Raw genomic sequence first — 18,941 nt, forward strand, 5'->3', positions numbered from 1 at the left:
ATGACGCCTTTCAAGCATCGCCGTTTTCGACTGACCCCGGCAGCGTGGCTGGTTTCCTGCTACCTGTTCGGCAGTCTGGGCGCTCAGCAGGCATTCGCTGAGGAACTGCTCAATTTTATGCCGGCTGCACCGCAGCCGCCTGCCGCCGCCGCGGCGACCCAACCTGGCAGCGCCGCCCCCCGTCGTCGCGACAACGATCTGATTTCATTCAGCCCAAGCCCGGCACCGGCAGCGCCGCCCGCTCCGGTCGCAACGGCCACGCCAGTGTTCAAGCCGGCTCCTGCCCTCGCCCGGCCTGAACCCGCGGCGCCTAAAGCGGCGTCTGTCAGTCGTAAAAGCAACGACTTGCTCACCTTCGAGCCGATAGCCTCGCCCCCGGTTGTTCGAACCGTCACCCCGGCCCGGCCAATACCGGCAGCTGCGGCTACCAGCCCTCAGCCTGGCGCGGGCAACGGCCTTGCGCAATTCACCCAGACCTCAAGGGTCGCCCGGGAAGCGGAACAACAGGTCCACAGCGTTTCCGCCCTATCGTTGGCCGCATTGCCACCGCGCCTGGCCGCCCGCAGCAGTGAAAGAGGCACCCTCCTCGGCCCCTCCGAATTCGAGCTGCGCCAGGTATTCAATCGCGCTGTGGAAGCTGCGATCCTGCGGGCACCGACTATTTCCCGGGCCAAAGCCGAACAACAAGCCGCCGTAGAAGACATCGACGAAGCCAAGGGGCAACGCTGGCCGCAAGTGGATGTCGGCACACAAACCTCACCGGTCAATATCGGCAAAGGCTCCGATGTCGACTCAGGCAGCAGCGGGATCAATTTAGCGGTCACTACCCCGGTTTACGATTGGGGGCGAATCGGTCATTCGATCGACAGCCGTGAACGTCTTTTGACCGCCGCCGAGGAAAACCTCGAGGCAGAAAAGGAAACCCTGGGCTACGAAGTCACCACTACCATCATCGAACTGGGCAAACAGCGCATCATTGTGGACCTTAGCCAGCAATTCGCCGACCGCATGAATGATCTGGTCAAGATGCTCGCCGGTATCGTGGCGGTCGATAAAGGCCGCACCAGCGAATTGACTCAGGCCAAGGCGCGTCTGCTCCAGGCTCAAGCCTTGCGTGACGCGGCCGCGGCCAAGGCTCGTGACGCCGAAATCAACCTGAGCAAACTGGTCGGTGAACGCCCGGTGCCGATCCCAGTCACACGGGAATGGAATATTCGCCTGGCCAACCTGGATTTGCTGCTCGACGCTGCCAAGGAGCACCCGACCATCCGTAAGTCCATCGCCGAAACAGAGTCCGCCGTGGCGCAAGCCAAGGCCGTCCGTGCAAGCGGGCTGCCGCAATTGAATTGGGTGATCAGCAAAAGCACGGCGGAGGACTCAGTGGGGCGCGAGCAGCCATGGCAAACCAACCTGTCAATGACCTGGGGAGCATTTCGCGGAGGCTCCACCCGCGCCGCCGAGCGTGCAGCCCTGCAACGCGCCGATGCCAGTCGTTACGCCAACGATCAACAGCGTCGGGACCTGGAGTTCCGGATTCGGACCGCCGATCACGATGCTCGCACGATGCTGGAAAGGTCCGAGCTGTACCGGGACCTGGGGCAAGAGTCGGGACGGATCCGTGAGGATTTTTTCCAGCAATGGCACCACTTGGGCAAGCGTACGCTGCTCGACGTGCTGACCGCCGAAAACGAGCACTACGGCAATCAGGTCAACGAGATCAACAATCGCTTCGACGGCTACCAGGCCATTCTGCGTCAATACGCAGGGGCCGGCACACTGGCCCGCTGGCTGCGTACGGGGAGTTGACCAACCCATCGCCGCAGGGCCAGCGCTTCACGGTCACCCCCACCGGGCCCGGCCCTCTGCAATTGACTCCGGGACAAGCGTGCACAAGGTTGCTATTTTCAAAGGTGTAATGCCCGTGGCTCCCTTCAGGTGAATGCCATATCGGGCCCGACTAGCCGTGCTGTCAATGGAACGCCCCCCCTTGAACACTCGCTTTTTTTCATTCCCCAGGCTGCTGGGATTACTGATATTGCTGTGTGCTGCAAACCTGCAAGCACAAACCCCCCAACCGGTTGAGCTGCTGGTCAATGCGCCAATCACCGCACCGCCTGTCACATTCGATGTGCAAACCCGGGCCTGGCTCGCCACACGCCCGCAGGTGAACGTCGCCATCTGGAGCGGCGCGCTTCCCCCCATGCACATGGGTTTTGAGCAAAGCCAATTCGAGGGTGTTACCGCGGACTACCTGGGCGTGATACAGGAGACTACCGGGGTACACCTGAAAATCTGGCGTTTCTCGTCCCGCGCCGAGGCGCGGGAAGCCTTAGAGCGAGGCCAGGTTGACATGCTGGCACTGCATGACGTCAGCGAGGGCCAGGACGGTGCCATTACCCAATCCAGGCCCTATCTGCTGAACCGCAAGGTCATGGTTCGGCGCATTAGCGAGACCCTGCTGCCCACTGCGGATCTGCGAGGACAGCGTCTGGCCTACGTCGGTGACGATAAGGTCGGCGCTTTTTTGCACAAGCAATACCCCCAGGCCACCCTGATCCAGCACAGCAACGATCTGAATAGCCTGACCTCGTTGGTCTACGACCAGGCTGACGCCCTGTGGACCGATGCAATTACCGCTGAATTCCTGATCAGGTTGCTTTACAGCAACGACGTCTATATTGCCGGCGATGCCCTCCCCACCTCGGCCGACATCAACTTCGCCGTCAGTGATCGCAAGCCCCTGTTGTTGTCTGCCATCAACGGCACGCTGGATGCCATCCCCCCTGTCGACACGATGCGAATTACCACGCGTTGGGGGCTGAGCAATAATTTTGTGGTCGAGCAACCACCACTCCACCTGGATGCGGCCGAGACCGCTTGGCTGGCCGCCCATCGCAAGATCAAGGTGCTGGTCGCCGGGTCTTATGCGCCACTGACGTTTTTCGATGAGCATGATCGACTCCAGGGCTTGAGTGCCGACTTGCTGAAAATCATCGGGCAACGCACTGGCCTGCAGTTCGAGATCATTCGCAACAACAGCATTCCCGACATGCTCCAGCAGCTAAAGAGCGAACAGGCAGACCTTATCCTCGCCTTGAGCATTGGTGACTTGCGCCTGGCGCCTGAACAATATACCCGGCCGTATCTCATTAGCCCGTTTGTGGTGGTGACCCAACAGTCGGACGCGACCCTTCAGCGTCTTGAAGAGCTCAATGGCAAGCGCCTGGCCATCCCGTCCGGCAATCCACTGTCCGATTGGCTTTCCCGGCACTATCCCGAGATCATCCAGGTTCCGGTCGCCACAGCAGTGCGCGGCGTTGAAGAACTCTCCAACGGCAATGTGGATGCCAGCGTGCACACCCGCTTTGGCGCCGACTACTTCATCAAGCACCATTTTCGCACAGACCTGAAGATTGCAGCGGTTATCGGCCCCACGCCCGGACGTATCGCGATGGCCGTCGACGCCGCCGACATGCCGCTCAAGAACATCATCAACAAGGTGCTGCTTGGCATCCCTCCCGAAGAGCTCAAGACCCTGAGCGATCGCTGGCGTAATCATGCGGCACCGGCTGTCTCCAGCTCCTGGAGCACCTACAAGGACAGTGTCTACACGGTCATTGGGGTCGCGATCGCCTTCGTCCTGGCGTTTCTGGTCTGGAACTACTACCTGCAAATCCAGATCAAGAAACGACGCAGCGCCGAGTTGGCCCTCAGCGACCAATTGACCTTCAGCAAGACCCTGATCGACGGGTCCCCGATCGCCCTGTATGTACGGGATAAAGCCGGCCGACTGGCCCACTGCAACCGGGCCTATCTGGAGTTTTTACAGACAACCCAGGAAGAGATCATCGGCAAGACATTGCTCGAAGCCGGGGTGGTCTCACCGCAACTGGGCCGCCAGTACCAACAGATCTATCAAGACACCCAACGGCACGGGGAGCCGACCTACGCAGACCTGGAGATTGAAGTGAAGGGCCAGCAGCATCGGATCTATCACTGGACCCTCCCCTTTCAGAACAGTGTCGGCGAATTCTCCGGGGTGATCGGCGGCTGGCTGGACATCAGTGAACGTGAACAACTGACAGCGCAGCTGCATCGGGCCAAGGAAGCGGCCGATGAAGCCAATGAATCCAAGTCGATTTTCCTGGCCAGTATGAGCCATGAAATCCGCACGCCGATCAGCGCGCTGATCGGCTTGATCGAAATGCTGCGCGTGCGAGGTGGCAGCCCGCAGCAGATCGAGGAAAACCTGACAGTCGCGCATCAGTCCGCGCAGTCGCTGCTGTCGTTGATCGGCGACATCCTCGACCTGTCAAAGATCGAAGCCGGCGCCATGCACCCCTCACCGCGACCGACCCACCTCGGTGAAGTGCTGCGCGCCATTCATCACCTGTTCCAGATCAACGCACACAACAAACACCTCAGGTTCGACTTGCTGATCGAGGCCGCTGACCAGCAGGTGATCATCGACGCGCTGATGCTGAACCAGATCGTCGCGAACCTGGTCAGCAACGCCATCAAGTTCACCGAGCACGGCTTTGTCGAGCTATCCCTGAAACAACTCCCCGATGAAGCCAAGTCTGACCTGGGCAGTTACGTGATCGAGGTGCGTGACTCTGGACGTGGCTTGAACGAGCAGGAAAAAAAAGCGATTTTCGAACCGTTCGTTCAAATTGCCCCCACGGGTGGGGAAGGACGCGGCACCGGCCTGGGGTTGAGCATTTGCACGCGCCTGGCGCCGATGATCGGTGGGCAGTTAAGTGTCGACAGCCGGCCGAACGAAGGGTCTTGCCTGCGCCTGCAGTTTCTTGCCGAACGCACTGAGCTGGCACCCGTGCAGGCCCCTGCGGCGACCACGGCCCAGACCGGCCGGCGCCTGAACATTCTGGTGGTGGAAGACCACGCGGCCAATCGCCTGTTGCTCTGCCAGCAAATCGAATACCTGGGCCATTGCGCCGTGGCCTGCGATAACGGCGTCACCGCGCTGGCGGAATGGGAAAAGGCCGTCCCACCGTTCGACCTGACCATCACCGACTGCAACATGCCCCACATGAGTGGTTACGAGCTGACCCGGCGCATGCGCGACATCGAGCAATCCCGTGCCCTGGGCGCCCATCCTGTGTTCGGCCTCACCGCCAATGCCCAATCGCAGATCATTCAGGACTGCCTGGACGCTGGCATGACCCAATGCCTGTTCAAGCCTCTGGGCATCGAAGCCCTGACGCAGCACATCGGTGTGGTCTCGGCCCAGGTCGAGCGCCGGGCAAGCGCTGCCGCCACCACCGGCGGCGAACTGGGCAAGCTCAAAGTACTGGCGCCCGAAGCGTATCCCGGCCTGGTGGACGAACTGGTCAGGACCAACCGTGCTGACGGTGCACAACTGGAGGCGCTTGCCCACGAAAACGACTTCGAGAAAGTCATGGGCCTGGCCCACAAGATCAGGGGCGGTGCACAAATGGCTGATGCCCAGGCGCTGATTGCGGCCTGCACGGCGTTGGAAGAATCGGCGTCGCGGGGCGACAGTACGGTCTGCCAGCAACAGGTCAACCACCTGTTGAGCGAGATGATGTCACTGGAAGTCGACCTGTTAGCTAGCCTGTAGGCGTGCCAGGGCTGGCCATCTACACACGTCCCCAAGCAACACCAAAAGACTCGGGTAGAGACCTATGCATCGAGGGGCTGGATTTCAAGCAAAAAAAACGCCGTGCCCGCGGTCCAGGCACGACGTAAAAGACGAGAAGCACAGCTTCTCGAGAGGGGATCAATTCTTTATGGCTGGGGGCGGTCAAGCTCCACGCGGATGGCCACCCGGCGATTCGGTGCATAGCAACTGATCTGCTCGAGCCTTGGCCCGTAGCAGGTGTGCACCACAGGCTCGCGGCTGCCGGCACTGTCGGCGCTGAGGATGGATTCGGCGATGCCACCATCCAGCAACATCTGCCGCACGGTATTGGCCCGCCGCTCCCCCAGCAACTGATTGTCGGAGGCACTGCCGAATGGGTCGGTGTGCCCGGTCACCTGCACGTGTTTGAGCTGTGCATCATCGCTCTGCAGTTCAGCGAGCAACTGGCCGATGGCCGTGCGTCCGGCGAGGCTGATGTCGCGGTAATCCGACTTGCCATAGGCAAACAGCACATCACTGGCCAAGGTGTAATGCTTGAAGCGTTCATCGTCCTTCAAGTGCGCATAGTAGCGACAAGCCTCGACACTGGTGGCGCGGGACAGTGCATGCATCTGCATACGCGTGGTGCTCAACTCCTGTTCAGCCTGGGTACGCTCGATCGGCATGGGGAAAGTATTACCGTCCTCGCGCACTTTCAGGTAGTAGGTGCGCCCGCCTTCCAGGTTGGCCTGATACAGGTCCGTGCGCTTGCCATTGTAGGTCGGGGCATCGTTCAGGTAAGCGCCCAGCGTATGATTGCCGGGCGCCAGGCAGAAACTGGTGAACCCGCCGGGCAACAAGCCGGTGTGGAATTGCTGGTCGATGTAGACGTGGGCGGCGCCGTTGCGCTGCACCCCTGCCTTGTTGCGGTAATACACCACTTGCGCCTGGTCCACCGCCACTGGCGGCAACCCGATATACGCGGCATAAAATACCCGCCCCGCTACCTGGCCGGCCTTGGGCTCTTGCGCCAATGCAGGACAACTGATGAGTAAGGTAGCGCCGACCAGCAGCGCTACTCGATGTGTGTTTCGCATGAAGTTCATCTGGGTTCCATCGCCAGCGCCCGCCATCGGGCACCTGGAAAAACAAACGGAATGGGATTGGCAATGATGGCCAACCGTTCGAGTCAGAATTATCCGAAAGGCCGCGCTGCGCAGCTATAAGACCCGTCTCAGAAATGGCCCACATGGCCAGACAAAACGGGGGTTAAGTGCCTAATGCCGTAATTCACTGCAGGAGCGAGCTTGCTCGCTCCTCCACAGAGCAAAAACCGCTCAAGGGCCTGCCCTCCCTGTTCAACAGGCAAAAAAAACCCGACGCTATCCGTGCGTCGGGCCAAAAGCCAGGAGAGGGGAATCTGCCTGGGAAGTATCAGTTACGCGTGTCGACCCGCACCACGACGCGACGGTCGGCGGCGTAGCAGGCAATCTGCTCGGAGCGCGAACCGTAGCAGCCATTGCTTACCGGTTGATCCGCGCCGGCACTGCTGGCGCTGACTGCCGAAGACGGCAAGCCGCCGTCGAGCAGCAAACGACGCACGGTTTGTGCGCGCTTGAGGCCCAACGTACGGTTAGCGGCGGCAGAACCGATGGCATCGGTATGGCCAACCACTTCGATACGGTCCAGGTTGGCGTTTTCCTGCTTCAGTCGGGTGACCAACTGGCGGATGGCTTCGCGGCCCTGATGGGTGATGTCCTGGTAGCCCGACTTGCCAAAGGCAAACAGCACGTCGCCAGAGACCGCGTAATCCTTGAACTGCGCCACCGGCATTGCCTGGTAGTCACACGCCTGCACGGTCGAGGCACGGGACAGTGCCTGGACCTGCTTGCGCATGCCGGCCAGCTCGCGCTCGGCTTCTACGCGTGTTACCGCCTGGGGAGCGCCGTAACCGTCTTCGCGAACCCGCAGGAAGTACGTCTTGCCGCCGTCCAGGGAGGCCGAGAACACGTCGGTGGTCTTGCCCTTGTACTGCGGCGCATCTTTTACATAAGCGCCTAGGCTGTGATTGCCCGGTGCCACGCAAAACGCGCTGTAACCGCCTGGCAACAGGCCGGCATGAAACTCGCGGTCCACATACACGTGGGCGGCGCCCTGTTGGGTGCCCATGGCACTTGAGCGGTAATACACCACTTGCACCTGACGGTCAGAGACCGGAGCCACAGGCATGTATTGATTGCCAAACACCTTGCTCGAGACAGCCCCAGGGGTGAAACCCTCGGCCGTGGCGAACGGGGCACTGGCCAACGCCAAACTCAGCAGTGCAGCGTTAAAGACGGTGATACGTTTAAACATGATCATGACTCCACCGCGAACACCGTGAGGTGCCCGCAGATATTGAATGGATTAAGGCTGGAGCGAACCAACCGATTGGCAGCGCGAGCTGTGTACAGGCTGGGCCTGCACACGGTGTTCGCGTTTACACCAGGTTGGTGGTTACCCCGTCCTGAACCAGCAATTGAGCATCGAGGCTGGAGTGTTGGAACACGTTGTACGTCACCCCTTCCACGATCACCTGACCCTGACCTGCCCAATCACCCGGGTCGGTGCCGTCGGCCAGCAGGTCGTCGAGGTTGACGACGTCGCCAGCGTTGCCTTTGATCATCATCTGCGTGGTGTCATCCGCGGTGAACAGGCTGTCCCCCCCTTGCGACAGCACATCGGACAGCGACAGGTTCAGCGTGTTGTCACCAGTGCCCGTGAGATCGATGACCTCAATGGACGAGACCTGGTTGCCCAGGGCCGACAGGTCCAGGAGCTGGTTGGCGCCCGTCAACACCAGCGTATCGATGGCATCGCTGCCTTCGGCTACCAGTGCCGCTTCGTCACCCTCGGTGACATAGATGACATGGTCAGAAGTTGTATTTGACTCGTCCGCCAACGGCAAGTTAGGAAGGGCTAAGTCTGCGAAAGATATCTCGTTAATATATAAATGTCTTGAGTCAGGATTGTCTATTACAAAGCTAGAAAACTCCAAACCGTCAGGCATCGAGATATGCCGCAGTCCATCTGACCCCCCCAGCATAATCTCAGTATGAATCAGCTCCCCGTCCGCATTGTAAAAAGTAATAATGGTATCCAACACACGACCGGCTTGAAGCGTTAATTTAAAATTGAGTGTACTTGCCGTTTCGCCTTTCAGGTCGAACTCAACCTTGGCCCCAAGGATCGCCAGTTGCTGCCCAGCAGCATGCCCCTGGTTAATAAGGCCAACACCAGCCCCCCTCGGAACATTATTTTCTATCCTTGTGAGCGTAAACAAATCGAGCTCAAACGGAACACCCAAATCAAATTTATGATTCAGCGGCAGCCCCTCAAAACCTTCGGTCTTGATCGGGCCATTTGCCAAGATGAGATTGTCTACGAACAGGCCACTCCCTGCATTAACGTCAGTCTCAATCTCAAATCGGCTAAACTCCATGCCTCCAGGCATTATAAACTGCTGCGAGCCTGGCTCTTTAGAAACGGTATCCGTATGAATCAGCACGCCATTCGCGTCATAAAATCGAATTTCGTTAATATGCTGTGCACCAAGACCGGACGCTTCCATAACAAGTACACTTGAAGAATCCCCCTTCAAATCAAAATCAAGTTTACCGTAGATCCGCAACATTGGGTCGCTGATAGTGTTAGGGTTAACAGGCACCACATCGCTCGAGCCGCTTATGTTCGTGATCGCCATCGCCTTAAGATCAAGAACACTTCCCACTGCAATACCGCCGAGTGGCGCACCATCAAAACTCTCGATGTTGCTATAGGTGCCAAAAACCGACGTAATACGAAGATCAAATTGATCACTGACCGGCCCTTGATTACCGGCTAGGTCGACCGACGAAGCCGTCAGACCATGAGAACCTGAACTCAGCGGTGTAACAACCGAGTAACTCCAATTACCGAACTCATCAACCTGTACCGTGTCGATTGGCACGCCACTGTCGAAGATGGTCACGGTACTGCCAGGCTCGCTGGTACCACTGATCAGTGGGGTACGGTCCGTCGTCTCGTCGCCCGGATTGATAGGGGTCGGGGTGCCGTCGTCATTGATCACAGACGTGATCTGCGTGATCGGCGCCGTGGTGTCAATGATCACTGTCCATGGAGCAGACGGTGCACTCTGGTTACCGGCCGGATCCTGGGCAATCACGTCGAACACGTTGGTCGAGCCATTGTTCAGCGCCGGGTTTGGCGTGTAGGTCCAGCTACCGTCCGGCTGCACGGTGACGCGGTCCAGTTCATTACCGTTGTTGCGGATAATGATCGTGTCGCCGGCTACGCCACTACCCACCAGGGTCGGTGTGGTGTCGTCGGTGGTCGAACCATCCACCAGCGGGTCCTGGATATCGCCCACGTCATCGCGGATTTCATCAATGGTCGGGGCCGCCGGGGGCGTCAGGTCGATTTCAAGGTTGAAATCAGCCGTCGGTGCGCTTTCACCACCTGCGGCGGTGACCACTGTTGCGGTGAACGCATAGCTACCTTCGGGCAGCGGCGGGTTAACTTCGTACTCCCAACGACCGGCATTGTTGACCGCTACACCCTCCTGCAACAGCACGCCATCGAGGTAGATATTGACGGTCGATCCCGGTGTTGCCTGACCACGCAGGGTCGGTGTGGCGTCGTCGGTCACGCTGCCGCTGGCCAGAGGATCCTGGTTCGGGCCCACGTTATCCAGCGCCTGTTCGATGCTGATGGCAACGGCACTGGTATCGACGGTGAAGTCGATCGGCGTGCTTTCAGGGCTACGGTTACCGGCTGCGTCCACGACTTCGGTGCTGAAGCTATGCGGGCCATCGGCCAGCGGTCGTGCCGGGGTGTAGCTCCAGTTACCAGCGCCATCCACCGGTACACGATCAATCTCGACGCCACCGTCATAGATGATCAAGGTGGTGTTGGGCTCGGCAGTACCGCTGAACGTCGGGGTATTGTCGTCAGTGATATCGCCGCTGTTGATCGGACCGGTAATCGCACCCACGTTGTCTTCAAGCTGACTGGCATCTGCCGCCGCCGGTGGAGTGATATCCACGGTGATCGGATAATCGCCAGTCGCCGGGCTGACATTACCGGCCGAGTTGGTCGCGGTTGCAGTCAGGTTGTTCAGACCTGGCGTCAAGGCCGGGCTTGGGGTGATAGTCCAGTTGCCGAGTGCGTCTGCCACTACGCTACCGACGGGGACACCGTTGGCGAACAGAGTGACGGTGGAGAAGGCCTCAGCGGTACCACTCACTTGTGGCTCGGTATCGTTGGTGCTTTCGCCTGGCATGATGTTGCCGACGTTATCGGCGATATCGTCGAACACACCGGTGATGCTTGGCGCTGGCGGCAGGCCACCGGCAACCAGCTCGAAGTCGACGCTGTTGGACGGCGCGCTGGTGTTACCATCAGCATCGACAGCCTCTGCCGTCAGGTCATGCGGGCCATTGAGCAGTGGCGGCACCGGGGTGTGGGTCCAACTGCCATCGGCAGCGACGGGTACGCGGCCGATTTCCCGGCCATTGTCATAAATGATCACCGTCGTGCCAGGCTCGGCCTGACCACGGATTTCCGGCTGGGAATCGTCGGTGATGTCGCCCGGCATGATATTGCCGGTCGAGGTGCCCTGGTCATCGAATACGCTGTCGATGGTCGGGGCCACAGGGGCGGTGGTGTCAACGATCACGATGTACGGATCGGACGGCTCGCTGGCGTTGCCCGCCGGGTCAGTCACGATCACGGTGATCGGGTGCGGGCCTTCAATCAGCTCGGGGTCCGGAGTGAACTCCCAACGACCGTCTTCGCCAACAATGACTTCGCCGATTTCCACGCTGCCATCAATAATGGTGACTTTGTCGCCAGGTTGCAGGCCGCCACCGCCAAAGGTCGGGGTGCCGTCGTCGGTGACGCCGCCATTACCGATATCGCCGATGATCGGGCCAACGTTGTCGATGGCTTCTTCGATGCCACCGGTGCCGATGCCTGGTTTGACCGGTGCAGTGGTGTCAACAATCACGATGTACGGATCGGACGGCTCGCTGGCGTTGCCCGCCGGGTCGGTCACGATCACGGTGATCGGGTGCGGGCCTTCAATCAGCTCAGGGTCCGGAGTGAACTCCCAACGACCGTCTTCGTCAACAATGACTTCGCCGATTTCCACGCCGTCATCAATAATGGTGACTTTGTCGCCAGGTTGCAGGCCGCCACCGCCAAAGGTCGGGGTGCCGTCGTCGGTGACGCCGCCATTACCGATATCGCCGATGATCGGGCCAACGTTGTCGATGGCTTCTTCGATGCCACCGGTACCGATGCCTGGTTTGACTGGCGCGGTAGTGTCGACAATCACGATGTACGGATCGGACGGTTCGCTTTTGTTGCCTGCAGGATCCGTGACAATCACGGTGATCGGGTGCGGGCCTTCAATCAGCTCAGGGTCCGGAGTGAACTCCCAACGACCGTCTTCGCCAACAATGACTTCGCCGATTTCCACGCCGTCATCAATGATGGTGACTTTGTCGCCAGGTTGCAGGCCGCCACCGCCAAAGGTCGGGGTGCCGTCGTCGGTGACGCCGCCATTACCGATATCGCCGATGATCGGGCCAACGTTGTCGATGGCTTCTTCGATGCCACCGGTTCCAATGCCTGGCTTGACCGGGGCAGTGGTGTCAATGGTGACAATGTAAGGGTCTGACGGCAGGCCGGCATTGCCCGCCGCGTCAATGGCGATGGTGGTAAAGCTGTATTCACCATCCTCCAGGGCTGGCGATGGGGTGAACGTCCAGCTGCCGTCGGCTTCGACGGTGGTCTCGCCGATTTTTTCGTCGTTGGCGTAAATTTCCAGGGTGGCACCTGGCTCGGCGGTACCTGTCAGCGTCGGGGTTTTGTCGTCGGTGAGGCCATTTGGTGCGATCACACCTTGCTGATCACCCTCGTCATCACTGATGGCGTCGATGATCGATTTGCCTGGCGCGGTGATGTCGATGATGAAATCGAATTCGTCCGAAGGCCCGCTGGTATTGCCGTCTTTGTCCTTCTCGACAACGATGATCGAGTGCTCGCCTTCCGGCAGCGGCGTGGTAGGCGTGAACTCCCACTTGCCGTCATCACCCACCACCACTTCGCCGATCGGCTTGCCGTTGTCTTCGATGATGATGGTGTTGCCGGGGGTGCCTTCGCCGCTGAAGGTCGGGGTACGGTCGTCAGTAGAGTCGCCCTTGTTGATTGGGCCTTGCACATCGCCGACATCGTCGGTGACGTCAGACAAGGTTGGGGCGCTCGGAGCGATAGCCGAACCGCCATCCTTGTTATCGTTATTGTCATCGTCGCGGGTCAGCTTGTAAGCGGCGCCCAGCAAACCGAGCGCGCCCAGACCGAGCAGAGCTGGCCAGAACCAGCCGATGCCATTACCGGCAACCAGGCCTTCACCGAAACCTACCAGTTCCTCGGAACCCAGTACTTGTGGCGACGACACGCCATCGGCCAGAAATGCCGCTGCGTGATCGTCTTCGGCGTCGGAAGAGATGTACTCGTAGTAGGCACCGTCTTCGGCTACACCGACCAACTGGCCGGGGTGCTCGTAAAAACCTTCGATAATCAGTTGTGGCTGATCAGGGTCGGTACCTTCGGTGGCCACATGCAGGTCGTTGCCGACGCGCTTGATGGTCAGGTTCTCGGGGGCAACGGTTTTTTCACCGGCCTCCGCGATAATGTATTTACCGTCCTTGACCGCTTTGATTCGGACCGGATCGCCTTGTTTGGTGGTGCGAAGCTCCACCGATTCGGTAATCGTTTTGCCGTCCACTACGGCGACGTTCACTGCGTTTTTGTTCACTGTGATGCCTTCATTCGTCAGATTGGTCACCGCGCCGAAGTTTCGACACGTCCTAATTATCCAAGGCCCGCCTATTCAAAAAGCGGTACCAGGGGATAGGACGAATCTTGGCCCTCGTTGACCTTTGTCGATATGAGACATGTCCCAAAACTGGGAATATTCCTACGCAGTTCGCGACAAGCACCCGCTAACTAAAAGTAACTTCCTCATCCAATCTAATAATGTCTTTAATCAGAGTCGCAGTTGCCCGGCCGTTGATCGCTAGCCACTTAACATTTGATTATCGGGAATTGAGACAAGTCTTACATTGATAGTGTGTCGTTCTGAGTAAACCTTTAAAGGCACTCTTCCCATTAAATAGAAGTACTACGGCTTGAGGCTCTCATGTCGGCAAGGCATCTATTCGGGTGGGCGGTGGTGTTCTCAGCCAATAACCAGGAATTCAGAATGAAGCCCCCCTTCCCCCTCCATGCTTTTACCCCGCGACGCTTGTTGTGCATTGTTACCACCGGCACGCTGTCGTTTTCGGCGCTGGCCGTTGACCTTACCCGTGACAACGGGGCCCCGGTCGGCGACAACCAGAACTCGCAAACGGCAGGCGCCCAAGGGCCGGTGCTGTTGCAAGACGTGCACCTGATCCAGAAGTTGCAGCGTTTTGACCGCGAGCGCATTCCCGAGCGTGTGGTGCATGCCCGCGGCACCGGGGCTCATGGGGTGTTTACCGCCACCGATAACCTCAGCGAACTGACCCAGGCCAAGGTCTTTGACAGCGGCACGGTCACCCCGGTATTTGTGCGCTTCTCATCGGTGGTGCATGGCACTCACTCCCCGGAAACCCTGCGCGACCCACGCGGTTTCGCCACCAAGTTCTACACCGCGGACGGTAACTGGGACCTGGTCGGCAATAATTTCCCGACCTTTTTTATCCGTGATGCCATCAAGTTCCCGGATATGGTCCACGCCTTCAAGCCAGACCCACGCACCAACCTTGACGACGACTCACGTCGTTTCGATTTCTTTTCCCATGTCCCGGAAGCCACCCGCACCCTGACCGAGCTGTATTCCAACGCCGGCATCCCGGCCAGCTATCGGGAGATGGACGGCAACGGCGTACATGCCTACAAGTTCGTCAACGCCAAAAACGAAGTGCACTACGTCAAGTTCCACTGGAAAAGCCTGCAAGGCACCCGCAACCTTTCACCTAAACAGGTGGCCCAGGTACAAGGTGCCGATTACAGCCATATGACCCAGGATCTGGTCAGCCATATCAACAAGGGCGATTTCCCGAAGTGGGACCTGTATATCCAGGTGCTCAAACCACAAGAGTTGGGCAGCTTCGCCTTCGACCCGCTTGACGCGACCAAGGTCTGGCCGGACGTCCCGTTGCGCAAAGTCGGGCAGATGGTGCTGAACCGCAACCCGGCCAATGTGTTCCAGGAAACCGAGCAGGTAGCCATGGCGCCTTCCAATCTGATCCCGGGCATCGAGCCTTCCGAAGACCGTCTGCTGCAGGGTCGCCTGTTCTCCTACGCCGATACCCAGATGCATCGCCTGGGCGTCAACGCGCTGCAACTGCCGATCAACGCCCCGAAGAAACCCGTCAACAACGGTAACCAGGATGGTGCGATGAACACCGCCAGCACCACGACGGGCATCAACTACCAGCCGAGCCGATTGCTCCCGCGTGAAGAGCCGGCCAAGGCGCGCTACAGCATCCTGCCCCTGACCGGCACTACGCAGCAGGCCAAGATCCAGCGCGAACAGAACTTCAAGCAGGCCGGCGACCTGTATCGCTCCTTCAGCCATAAAGAGCGCCAGGACCTGATCGAAAGCTTCGGCGGCTCACTGGCCAGTGCGGACGACAAGAGCAAGCACCTGATCTTGTCCTTCCTGTACAAGGCCGACCCTGAGTACGGCACCGGCGTCACCAAAGCGGTGAAAGGCGACCTGTTACGCGTCCAGGCATTGGCTTCGACGTTGAGCGACTGAGCAAGTGTTTCGCTGCCCGCTACGGGCAGCGAAAACCGCGCCGAACAAGGTGATCCACATGCCCAATAAAGAATTGAGAATACTGGTCGCAGACCCCAGCCTGCCCAGGCTGATCCGGATCGAAAGATGCTTGAACAGGCTTGGCTACTACAGGCTCCTTGCCTTGCAAAGCAGTCAAGACCTTCAGGTCATGAGTCATAGCCTGATCGACTATTTTGATGTGCTGATTGCAAACCAGGTGCTGGCTTCGTCTGTCAAAAGCACTCCCTCGGCGCAGCCTCAACCCGCCGCCGGGAAAACACGCCCTACCTTGCTGTATGACTGGCTGCATTTGCCACCCGACATTGAACTGATCGAACGCTTTATGACGGAGATTGATCCCCCCTCTCCCTGGGCGTGTTTGAAAGATCTGCCGTGGGCAAAAGGTGCACCCAGGGGCAGCAGGCAATGATGTGGTACAGGTGTCTGCCCATCATTAGCGTGTATGCCTTGAGCCTGGCCGGATGTGCCAAGCCAACGATACAGCCTGAGCTCATAGAAGCACGCGAGCGGTTTACCCAACTTCAGAATAAACCCGAGTCGTTTACATTGGTCGTCGATGAAGTAAAGGATGCATTTGCCGTACTTATCCAGGCCGACCTGTTATCCAATACCGATATCGACGCGCCCGAGGTCAGCCAGCTCTCGCGACTGGCCATGCAAAAAATAGCGCTTGCAGAACAAGCGATTATCGCGCGCAAGTCCGAGTGATTTATGCAATGGGGAAAGGATGCCAGTATGAAAAAAAGCCCGCGAGCGGGCTTTTATAGGGGGATGGGTCGGTGATTCGTCGCCAGACCAGCTCCTGCCGCGCACCTAGATGGGGCGAATCAATGAAAGCGTTTCGCTGTGTAATAACTTTTATTCCAGTAGCTATTGTTCAACGAGTCGATGCGGATACTTTTACCTGTTCTGGGCGAATGAATAAACCGACCACCACCGATATAAATCCCCACATGCCGCATGCGGTTCGCGCCATTATGCTTGAAAAAAACAGCATCTCCGGACTTTAGTTGATTACGGTAGATCGTTTTAGCCGGTGAGCTGAGCATTGAGGCGGTCGTACGCGGAATATTGATGCCTGCTTCACTGCGAAACAGATAAACAATCAACCCGCTGCAATCAAACCCTTTGCTCACTGAAGCACCACCCCACTTGTAGGGCGTACCAATCAACTCGTGGGCTCGCGATACAAGATTGTCCATATGGCCTGACGGCTTATTGACAACGCTATTATCCTGATTCGCCCATTTGGATTTGCCAGAGGTACTTTGTTTTGTGGAAGCAAAAAGATAATCCGAAAACAAATAGCTGAGCACTATCATAAATGTAAACTTTGACACGTTATGCACCGAAAAATAGAGGTAAGTTAGCTGGGGTGCAATGGTATTCAGGAGGCGATGACCAACACATAGGATTTGTCTCAGTCGTGCCCGTTGGCGTGTAGGAATCGACGAACGGGGGGCGATTCTGTGTCGTGAGTTGCCCTCGGATTTTGCCCATGGCCTGTGGCAACGCTTCCAATACTCATCCCAACGCGAGACGTTTGGCGGTGACAAACACAAAGCCCCCCAGCCCTGAGCCTGCAATTTTCCCTTTTAAGAATCGCCTGAGAGAATCCCTGACGCCCACCTCCTACCATGGACCCCGAAGCCACTCCAACACACCCAGGAAAGCTACGGGCCCTCATGTCACCTCTCAACCACTTGCCATTCTGCCGCTCCCTGCTCTGGATCAGTGCGCTGATTGCAGCGTTGCTGGCCCTGGCGCCCTGTGCGCAGGCGACGGTCAAGATTGAAGGCACGCGCCTGATCTACTTTGGCCAATATAAAGAAGCCAGCATCAATATCGTCAATCAGTCCTCCAGCGAACTGGCGGTGCAAAGCTGGGTCACCCGCGAGGACGATGATGCAACGTCGCCGGTGCCCTTTGCCGTGGTTCAGCCGCTGGTTCGCCTGGATGCTCAACAGCATCACCTGCTGCGCATTCTGTACGCCGGCGCAGGCTTGCCCAGCGATGTGGAGTCGATGTTCTTGCTTAACGTCATGGAAATCCCGCTGAAGCCGGAAGCCGCCGACAGCGTGCAATTTGCCGTGCGCCAGCGCCTCAAGCTGTTCTATCGCCCGGCCGGGCTGGCAGGCAGTTCGTCAGAGGCCGTGCCGCAACTGGTATGGAGCCGCACCGATGGGCAAACCCTGACCGTCACCAATCCCAGTGCGTTTCATCTGTCCCTGGTGGATGTGCAAGTCGACAAAGGCGGCCAGGTTCAAATGCTGGATGACTACCTATTGCTCAAGCCCGGTGAACGCAAAGTCTTCAGCACCCAGGCCCCCATCAGCGTCGGGAGCCAAATCAACTTTACCGAAATCACCGATATCGGCTTGCAGGCCCGCCATCGCGCGGTTCTCAAGTGATGGAACGCGGGGAATACCGACCTATGTCACCTCTTAAATACCTACTCGTGGCCACCCTGCTTGTCAGCGCTGCCCTCCCCGCTACCAGCTATGCGCTGGCCTGCCGGGTGGACGGTAGCGGCTCGGTCGCCGACACCGCACCGCTGGGTACCGCATTGGCGGTGGCGGCCGATGCGCCGGATGGCACGATTATCTGGGAGTCGGGCCCACGCTCGGTCAACGTGATTTGCAAGGATGACTTTGAGCACGGCCGCGAAGAAGTGTTTTTTTACCTGAACCCGGCAAGCGTCAGTATCGGCAAGGGCATTCGCGCCGGGATCCGCTATAACTCAGTGCCCATCACCCAAAGCAGTGGCAAGTACGGTACGGGGTTCTACTCCGACCGCGGTTGCAACCTGTCAAATTGCGTCGGTTGGGACAAGGCCCGGTTCACCCTCAACTTCAGCGTGTTTATCGAGAAGTTTGGTAGCACGCCGCAAAACGGCCAGGCCAGCACCCTGTCGCAATACCGGGTCTTTCAACTGGACGGGATTACGGGGCTCAACAGCCGGCCCAACAGCAACCTCAACTACATCGTCACCGGCGTGAACGACATCCGCTTTGTGCCCTGCACGCCAGACCTGACGATTACCCCCAGTGTCGTCAACTTTCCCAAACCCTCGCGCCTGGCAAAGGTCGGTGAAGTGGCGAGCACCGCTACCTTCAATCTGAGCCTGCGCAAAGCCTGTGACACTCCGTACACGGTGAGCGCTCGCTTCGCCACGACACCGGGCGGCGGGAGCGTGATCGATGGTTTGTTGGTACCCGCTAATAACAGCTCCGTGGGCATCGCGTTATCCTGGGACTACACCCATCAAAACCTGCCATTCAATGAATGGTTCCCCTTGGCCAAAATGAATGGTGCCAACCAGACCTTCCGCCAAGACTTCAGGGCTGATTTGAAGTGGCGCGCCCTGCCTCAGCCTGGTGCGTTCGATGCCGCGGTGGTCGTCGATATGTTCTACAAGTAAGCCCATGGGCGCTTTTAAGGATCGTC

11 protein-coding genes are annotated in these 18,941 nt (G+C 58.6%); 7 read left to right on the forward strand and 4 right to left on the reverse strand.

Annotated features, from left to right (window positions below):
• The gene (locus PSH73_RS12665; protein ID WP_305462632.1) at positions 1-1,806 is read left to right on the forward strand and encodes a TolC family protein; all 1,806 of its coding nucleotides are present in this window, start codon (positions 1-3) and stop codon (positions 1,804-1,806) included.
• A 181-nt stretch (positions 1,807-1,987) separates the two neighbouring features.
• Positions 1,988-5,602, forward strand: coding sequence for a transporter substrate-binding domain-containing protein (locus PSH73_RS12670; protein WP_305462634.1), 3,615 nt, complete (start codon positions 1,988-1,990; stop codon positions 5,600-5,602).
• Between the two features lie 167 nt (positions 5,603-5,769).
• Here PSH73_RS12670 and PSH73_RS12675 read toward each other — a convergent pair whose 3' ends face one another.
• The 3 genes from PSH73_RS12675 to PSH73_RS12685 all read right to left on the reverse strand — a co-directional run bounded on the left by PSH73_RS12675 (position 5,770) and on the right by PSH73_RS12685 (position 13,493).
• Positions 5,770-6,708 (reverse strand): OmpA family protein, encoded by a 939-nt coding sequence (locus tag PSH73_RS12675; RefSeq protein ID WP_057959642.1) that lies wholly within the window; start codon positions 6,706-6,708, stop codon positions 5,770-5,772.
• A gap of 328 nt (positions 6,709-7,036) precedes the next feature.
• Positions 7,037-7,957: an OmpA family protein gene (locus PSH73_RS12680; protein ID WP_057959649.1), complete on the reverse strand. Its 921-nt coding sequence runs from the start codon at positions 7,955-7,957 to the stop codon at positions 7,037-7,039.
• Between the two features lie 124 nt (positions 7,958-8,081).
• The gene (locus PSH73_RS12685; RefSeq protein WP_305462636.1) at positions 8,082-13,493 is read right to left on the reverse strand and encodes an Ig-like domain-containing protein; all 5,412 of its coding nucleotides are present in this window, start codon (positions 13,491-13,493) and stop codon (positions 8,082-8,084) included.
• Between the two features lie 417 nt (positions 13,494-13,910).
• Between PSH73_RS12685 and PSH73_RS12690 the strand changes: the two genes are divergently transcribed.
• The 3 genes from PSH73_RS12690 to PSH73_RS12700 are packed head-to-tail and all read left to right on the forward strand — an operon-like array spanning position 13,911 to position 16,202.
• Complete coding sequence (locus PSH73_RS12690) at positions 13,911-15,452, forward strand: catalase (protein ID WP_057959504.1); 1,542 nt, start codon at positions 13,911-13,913, stop codon at positions 15,450-15,452.
• 58 nt (positions 15,453-15,510) lie between these two features.
• Positions 15,511-15,903, forward strand: a complete 393-nt coding sequence (locus PSH73_RS12695) for a hypothetical protein (RefSeq protein ID WP_057959503.1) — start codon at positions 15,511-15,513, stop codon at positions 15,901-15,903.
• A gap of 38 nt (positions 15,904-15,941) precedes the next feature.
• On the forward strand, positions 15,942-16,202 hold the full coding sequence (locus PSH73_RS12700) for a hypothetical protein (RefSeq protein ID WP_152987932.1): 261 nt from the start codon (positions 15,942-15,944) through the stop codon (positions 16,200-16,202).
• A 119-nt stretch (positions 16,203-16,321) separates the two neighbouring features.
• Here the strand turns inward: PSH73_RS12700 and PSH73_RS12705 are convergent, their stop codons facing one another.
• On the reverse strand, positions 16,322-16,696 hold the full coding sequence (locus PSH73_RS12705; protein ID WP_225923874.1) for a C40 family peptidase: 375 nt from the start codon (positions 16,694-16,696) through the stop codon (positions 16,322-16,324).
• A gap of 483 nt (positions 16,697-17,179) precedes the next feature.
• Here PSH73_RS12705 and PSH73_RS12710 point away from each other — a divergent pair, with 483 nt between their 5' ends.
• Both PSH73_RS12710 and PSH73_RS12715 read left to right on the forward strand, forming a co-directional pair.
• Positions 17,180-17,905, forward strand: a complete 726-nt coding sequence (locus PSH73_RS12710) for a molecular chaperone (RefSeq protein WP_057436537.1) — start codon at positions 17,180-17,182, stop codon at positions 17,903-17,905.
• Between the two features lie 23 nt (positions 17,906-17,928).
• Positions 17,929-18,915 carry a hypothetical protein gene (locus tag PSH73_RS12715; RefSeq protein ID WP_169989710.1) on the forward strand — a complete coding sequence of 329 codons (987 nt, stop codon included), beginning with the start codon at positions 17,929-17,931 and terminating at the stop codon, positions 18,913-18,915.
• Positions 18,916-18,941 lie beyond the last annotated feature (26 nt).

Source organism: Pseudomonas sp. FP2294 (genome assembly GCF_030687625.1).
Taxonomy (GTDB): Bacteria; Pseudomonadota; Gammaproteobacteria; order Pseudomonadales; family Pseudomonadaceae; genus Aquipseudomonas; species Aquipseudomonas shahriarae.